Here is a 1,391-nt window from a genome sequence, read left to right on the forward strand (position 1 = left end):
AGCTGTCGATGGTTCGCATCCCTGAAACACGGTCTTTTGCGATGGTATGTAATAACTCACTCGTGTTCATATTCAATGTAGATTCTAATGGTTAGTGTGTTTTCTCCGCTGTTTTTATTGCTTTTGAAAACCGTATGGATATTGCTGTTTACCTCCAAAGGCTCATGGAATGGGATGACCTCTTTGCTTAAATGCTTTACCTTTCGGTTGGCAGTAAGCATATAGTCACGCAATAGAAAACTGTTGCCGTTTACCAATAGGCTGATATTGCCACATTCATAAGGTTCTGGCTGTTTGTATGCCTTTACAGGACGAAGAAAAACATCGGATTTATGCAGATAGGAAAAGGTTAATGTTTCCTGTGCTATCAAATCGGCAAATTCAAGGCTTGTAATGGTTTGACCTTTCTCAAAAAGCCCGGTTTCGTTGTAGAGATAATCGGCAAACTGTGTATTGAAAAGTTCTGCTATGCTGTTGTTCAGGTTGCTTTGTTGCTCTGCATCGAGGCAAGTAAATTTGATATTGTTGCTCAAAATATCAACGATTGCCGGAAGAATATCACTTTCAAAAAAGTCTTTGCTTTCTGCTTCGCTTGCCCTTGTGCGTAAATAAGAATAGAACAGGTTGGTAATACCATCGGTCAGTAACAAATCGGATATTAAAGCTTGTGGGAAGGCTAAATTCTGAGTTACATCTTCCAATTCCGATTCTTTTTTAACCAAGGCGTTTATTGCAATGCCTGTAATCAGTTTACAGGATGCAGGGAGCAAGTCCTGTTCGTTGATGTGTTTGTTGCCAACTGAGGTTTTTGTAATTACAAAATATCGTTTCATTGTCGGGAGATTTTAGCGTTATTTCTTTTTCTCTACCTCGGCAAGCAGATACACACGTACATTGTAGCTTTCATTAACAGCCAGGTTCTCGCTGTCGTCTTTGTAAATGACACGCACAGGGCTGTTCTTGGCTTTTTCATCCACAGGGAAAGCCACATCCTTTATACTCATGTCATCGTTGTGGTGAAGCAATGCCACTTCGGTATCATCGGGGATTATCTCTGTATCATCAATCCAAACCCGAAGTGTGGCACCGGGTAATGCCTGTTGGTTGGATAGGCGTAAGAAAATGCCTTTGATACGGTCATGTTCCGTTTTGGTATTGCCGTTAAACTCAAAAGTCTGACCTTTTTTGACCTCGAATTTCACGACCTGTAATTTGCGTATGTTATTGTCTTGTACTTCCATTTTTGAAAAGATTAAGAAGAAAAAAGGGGCGGTTAACAACCGCTGACCGCCCCCAAACGATTATGACATATCAAGCTCTTATGCTTTCTCTGTGATAGTTCCCAATAGCGTTACCTTAACGGCAGGGTGGTAAATCTTATCACCTGATAC

Annotated in this window: 2 protein-coding genes; both read right to left on the minus strand. The window is 40.8% G+C overall.

Features of this window, described 5'->3' with window-relative positions:
* Nucleotides 1-56: 56 nt before the first annotated feature.
* Nucleotides 57-833, minus strand: a complete 777-nt coding sequence (locus J1N10_RS20830; protein ID WP_212220910.1) for a hypothetical protein — start codon at nt 831-833, stop codon at nt 57-59.
* A gap of 18 nt (nt 834-851) precedes the next feature.
* The gene (locus tag J1N10_RS20835) at nt 852-1,241 is read right to left on the minus strand and encodes a hypothetical protein (RefSeq protein WP_212220843.1); all 390 of its coding nucleotides are present in this window, start codon (nt 1,239-1,241) and stop codon (nt 852-854) included.
* Nucleotides 1,242-1,391 lie beyond the last annotated feature (150 nt).

The sequence above is a fragment of the Carboxylicivirga litoralis genome, assembly GCF_025499605.1.
Classification (GTDB): Bacteria; Bacteroidota; Bacteroidia; order Bacteroidales; family Marinilabiliaceae; genus Carboxylicivirga; species Carboxylicivirga litoralis.